The organism is Mycobacterium parascrofulaceum ATCC BAA-614, assembly GCF_000164135.1.
GTDB lineage: Bacteria > Actinomycetota > Actinomycetes > Mycobacteriales > Mycobacteriaceae > Mycobacterium > Mycobacterium parascrofulaceum.
This window is the reverse complement of record NZ_GG770556.1, coordinates 43864-48729: the sequence shown is the minus strand read 5'-3', so window position 1 is coordinate 48729 and position 4866 is coordinate 43864. Positions and strand designations below refer to the sequence as shown.

The window sequence follows — 4866 nt, the reverse complement described above, 5'->3', positions numbered from 1 at the left end:
GCCCAACAACAACAGGTCGTCAACGCGCATAGGGCGCAGGATGCGCAGTTGGCGTCGATGGTCCGCTCGATGCTCTACGCGCGTCGTCGCGGCGGTATGGGCTCGATGCCGATGAGCGCAATGCCGCTAGGCGGCGGGGGTTTCAGTGGTGGCGGTGGCGGCTTGCCTATGTTGTCGGGGTTGGGCGGTTTGGGTGGGCATGGATCACGCGGCCCGCATGCGAGTCTGGTGGGTTCGTGGCGCGGGGCCAGCGATGTGCCGGGCGAGCCGGGTGTTGGCGCGGCCCAGGCGGCGCTCAGTAAGCTGGGCCGGCCGTATGTGTGGGGGGCTAAGGGTCCCAACAGTTTTGACTGTTCGGGCCTGACGCAGTGGGCGTGGCGGCAGGCTGGAGTGCAGTTGGGTAACGACACCTATACCCAGATCAAGCAGGGGGTCGCAGTGCCTCCGGGGCAGGTGCGGGCCGGGGATTTGATTTTCCCGCTCGACGCATTTGGAGAGGGTGGCCGCCGCGGGCCTGGGCATGTGCAGCTCGCAATTTCTGATCACCAAGTCGTGCACGCACCCACCACCGGCGATGTGGTCAAAGTGGCCCCGCTGCCTAGCCGCTATATCGCGCGCAGGCCGGTGCGCGCAGCGGCGTGAAAGCGCCCAAATTGTGCAGGGAGAGGTCGTTGCGTCACGTTAGGCTCGAACTACCTCCACGAAAGGACCGGCGGTGAACTCAGGTTTAGAGCATGAAGCCCAGCAAGTGCTGGGCGTTGTTTCTCGGGCACAGCACGTTTTTGGCGGTGAGGTGCCCCCCGCTGAGCCGCCGGCGTTCGTGCCTCGCCGGAATCTCGAAGACGATCTCGGCCGCGGCCATTTCTGATAGCCCAGATCGGGGGTTAGTTGATGGGCACCAAGCACTTCGGCGACAACACCTCGTGGGGAGTGTGGGACCGCAAGGGCGGCAACGAGGGATGGTCGGAGCCAGGTTGGGCGATGCCGTCCGATCACTCCCGCTACATCGGCCGGCATGACCCATACTGGGGCCGGGTGCTAGATCATGCGCGACAAGCCTATGGCGACCCCAACATTCATTACAGCACCGACAATGCGGGAAATGAGCGCCACCTGGTATTCGGTGACGGCACCAGGCTGCCCGACAACGGCACGATCGTCTATCACGATTCGGGCACCAACCAGACCTGGGCTCAAAACGATGACGGCACAGTGTCTTTGCTCGACTCTGACGGCAGGCAGGGGCCACCGACAGCGCCGGCTGGCTACCGCAAGGTGGGAGATCACTATGCGCCGGTGAACGCCAACGGTCAGCAGATCGGCCCGCAGCTGGGCGGTGTTCCTGGCAGCGACAACGGTTTTCACACCGACCCCAAGACTGGACTGTTGACGCCGAAAAACCTCAACGGCGACTACTACACTCTGGGCCCTGACGGCAAGAAGGCGTTCTTCGACAAGAACGGCACCCAGATCAGCGAGGATCAATTCAACAACGCCAACAAGCCACGCGAGCCCGCCGGGCCGCAGCCCGACGACGGGGGATTGACCACCGACGAGCAGCAATCCGGTAAGGCCGCCGACGCGGTGAAGAAGCTGCAAAACGAGCTGCACAACCACTACACCAAGATCAGCGACGCCGAGGAGAAGCTGTCCGAGGTGCTGCTCAACGCGCACGCCACCACCAGCGCGGGCCAGCAGAAGCTCAACGACATCCAGAAGAAGATTATTGACGCGGTCAACGACCCCACGATGGAGATAGATACACCGACCGGTGAGCGGGTGTTTTTGACGTTTCTACGCAACCAGGTCGCGGCGGTCAACGAGCTGGTTGCCGACGGCAGCCTAAGCGCTCAGGACCAGAGCAAGGCCGCCCATGCGCTGGCGGCGTTGTATGCGGTCGACACCAGGGCCGGCACCACCGATGATTCACCCAAGCCTGCTGACCCCAGCGCGGGCCAGCCCTCGGCCTCTACCGCCGACCCGGCCCCCGCCGTGACCGACCCTGCGCCGGCCGTGGCGCCAGACATGGCTGACCCCGGAATAGCAGATCCCGGGCTGTCGGACATGCTCGGTGGCGGCCCTTTGGGCAGCGACCCGCTGTCCTCGCTGGCGCCGATGCTGCCCGCACTGGGCGGTTTGGGCGGGGCCGCCGGCAACCCGCTGGATTCCTTGGGCGATTTGGCCGGCGCGGCAAGCCCGTTGGCTGGCTTGGCATCTGGGCTGGGGGATCAGGGCAACCACGAGCACCCCTCAGATACCACGGACAAGGCCGACGACAGTCCCGAGCACGCCAAAGACAGCAAGGACGCCAAGGCCGACGCCACCAAGACCGACACCACCACATCGCCCGATGCAGCGCAGACCGCGGCTGGCCAGCAGGCCCAAAACGCCGGCAACTCCACAGCGGGAGATCCCCCGAGCCCCGCCGCCGCCCCGGCCCCGGCATCGCCGACCGTCACGCTGCCCGACGGGTCGACCGCGACGGCCCGCAACCCGCAGACCGCTCAGGCCATCCGCGACTATCTTGCGGGTAAGACCGTCGACGCGGCATACCGCCAAAACAACATCCAACTGCCACCACCGGGCACACCGGTGACCAATCCGGTGGACCCGAGCCGTCTGGCGTGCGGAGACTTGGCCATGTTCAAGGATCATTACGTGCCGGTGTTGAGCTCGGTGAAGGCGTTCGTCAACGGTCAGGTCGTTCCGCTGGAATCGGTGTCCTCGAGCCCGGACTTTCTGGGGTGGATCGACCCGACCGCCGCGGCCGCTAGCCCGCATACTGGCCCACCGGCGGCACCCCAGCCGGCCGCACCCCCGGTCGCCGCGACGTCGCCGCCGGCAACCGCGCCGCCCTTGGCGGCCGCGGCAGCGATGCCCGGTGGCGGATAGCGGCAAAGGACGTCCGCCATCAGCCGCCAACAGGGACACTGAAAACACGAAAGTTGGGAAAGGAAACCACCAGCCATGACCGAGCCCATCCGCATCGATCCCGAGGTGCTCCACGAGGTCGCCGGCAACCACGACGAGGTCGTGAACATCATCGAAGCAGCACGCGAACGCGGCGCCGACATTCACGCCGCCGTGGAAACCCTCGGCCCGATCATGCATGAGGTCAAATCAGCGGTGGGCGATGTGTTGCTCGATCGCGACACCGCGCTGGCAGAACACGCCGGACGGCATCGCTTCGCCGGCGATGAACTTCGCCGCGCCGCCCACATTTACACTGACGTCGACGACCAGAACGCCCAGAACCTTCGACAGCTGTAGAAAAGCCGATGACGAGCGCCGACGACCGGGAATACACCGCTAGCACCCGCGATGAAACGGTGTGGGTACGGGTGTCGGGGCTGGGCCGGGTCTTGGGTGTGCAGCTGGAACCACCGGTGATGGACCTGCGGGGGCACGAGATCGCCGAGCGCATCCAGGCCTGCGCCGACGTCGCCTACCTGGAGGGGCAGATGGCACAGCGCGCCGAGTTCGAACGCGCCGGTGCTCTCGCCGAGGGCATCTCGTGGATGGCCACACCCGAAGACCTCGAGCGGGCCCGCGCCCGGCTCGCCAACCTGTAGGGCAGTGGCATGAAGGTCGACGCTCCCGGGCTGATCGCCGCCTCCCAGCGGCTACTGGCCGCGGTGGAGGGCCTTGGCGGCAGCGGAGTCCCGCATGCCCCGCTGGCCGCTGATCCCGCATCGCTCGGCGCGGCGACCCGGCTCACGACCGCCGGCGAGGAGTTGACGGCGGCGCTGACAGCCCATGTCGCCGCGCTGGTCGGAACTATCGAGCATCTGACCGGAACGGCCATCACGTTCGTTGAGACCGACGCCAACAATGCTGCCGCCCTGGCGAGCCTGAACGGCGCTGGCGCGACCGCGGCAGGTGTGGCCGGTTCAGCCCCGCCCGCTCCTCCGGTGCCCCCGGATGTGCGCGTGCCGATGGGGCCACCACCACCGATGCCACCGGAGGCCATCTCGGTGGCCGTTCACTCCGGGAGCCCCTCTGGTGGGGAGCCGTTCATCAACGCGTGGTCGCGAGTGGCCGCCGCCACGCACGACGCCTCACAACTGATCCGGGATTCGGTGCAGCAGCTGCCGGACACCTTGGACGGCCCGGTGTCCACCCCGGCGGTAAGCCATCATCTGATGACGTTCGCCAAGGGCCTTGATACCTATGGCCGGCGCGCTCAGACTCTGGTCAAGCAGGCAAATGACCACGCGGACAGCCAGTTTCAGGTCCGTCAGGCAGTCCCGACCCCGCAACAATTCACCACCGCCCAAAAGCGGGTGCAAACGATCGCGTTCGCGAACGCAGCCTCAGGAGGCAAGCACGCGGCCCAGCTGGCCCAAGCCGTGGCCGAGAAGAACAAGCTCGACACCCAGGCGGTGACCCACTATCCGCCCTATCACGTGCGCACGGTGGCCAACACCAGCGGCGAAGACCCAGACGCTGCAGCCACCGATCAGCCCGACGCCGATCCGCTAGACCAAGATCCGGCGGCGCCCAAGAGCCCCGGTGATCCGACGACCAGCGGCCCCGACGACGGCCAGGGCCCCGGCTTGACAGATCCGGCCGCAGATCCGTTGGCCGCACAAAGCGGGGGAGCGGCCGGGTTGATACCGCAACTGTTGCCAACGCTGCTCGGCAGCGCCGGCGGGCTCATCGGGGGCGCGTTGGGTGCGGTGACCAAGGGGCCGCAGGCCGTGCTCCAAGCTGGCGAGCAGGCGATCCAGGCGGCGACCCAGGGTCTGTCAAATTTGGGGGAGCCGAAGATGGATGCCCCACCGACGGGCAACGAGTCGGCACCCGCCGGGGGGGACCCGGCGGGTGGGGGTGGCGATCCGGCACCGACGACGCCGGCTGGCGGTG

At 67.0% G+C, this 4866-nt stretch carries 6 protein-coding genes; 5 read left to right on the top strand and 1 reads right to left on the bottom strand.

Annotation, left to right across the window (positions count from 1 at the left end; all coding sequences use genetic code 11):
• Positions 1-642: C40 family peptidase (locus HMPREF0591_RS30375; RefSeq protein ID WP_007170465.1), on the top strand; the 642-nt coding region annotated here is incomplete at its 5' end.
• 85 nt (positions 643-727) lie between these two features.
• On the opposite strand, the gene HMPREF0591_RS34445 is transcribed toward HMPREF0591_RS30375, so the two are convergent.
• Positions 728-862 carry a hypothetical protein gene (locus HMPREF0591_RS34445; RefSeq protein ID WP_007170464.1) on the bottom strand — a complete coding sequence of 45 codons (135 nt, stop codon included), beginning with the start codon at positions 860-862 and terminating at the stop codon, positions 728-730.
• Positions 863-891: 29 nt separating this feature from the next.
• Between HMPREF0591_RS34445 and HMPREF0591_RS20165 the strand changes: the two genes are divergently transcribed.
• The 4 genes from HMPREF0591_RS20165 to HMPREF0591_RS33185 form a co-directional block, all read left to right on the top strand.
• Positions 892-2892 (top strand): DUF4226 domain-containing protein, encoded by a 2001-nt coding sequence (locus tag HMPREF0591_RS20165; RefSeq protein ID WP_007170463.1) that lies wholly within the window; start codon positions 892-894, stop codon positions 2890-2892.
• Between the two features lie 75 nt (positions 2893-2967).
• Entirely contained in the window at positions 2968-3270 is a 303-nt protein-coding gene (locus HMPREF0591_RS20160) for a type VII secretion target (RefSeq protein WP_007170462.1), read from the top strand.
• 8 nt (positions 3271-3278) lie between these two features.
• The gene (locus HMPREF0591_RS20155; RefSeq protein WP_007170461.1) at positions 3279-3572 is read left to right on the top strand and encodes a hypothetical protein; all 294 of its coding nucleotides are present in this window, start codon (positions 3279-3281) and stop codon (positions 3570-3572) included.
• Between the two features lie 162 nt (positions 3573-3734).
• The coding region (locus tag HMPREF0591_RS33185) for a PPE domain-containing protein (RefSeq protein WP_167310167.1) at positions 3735-4866 on the top strand (1132 nt) is incomplete at its 3' end.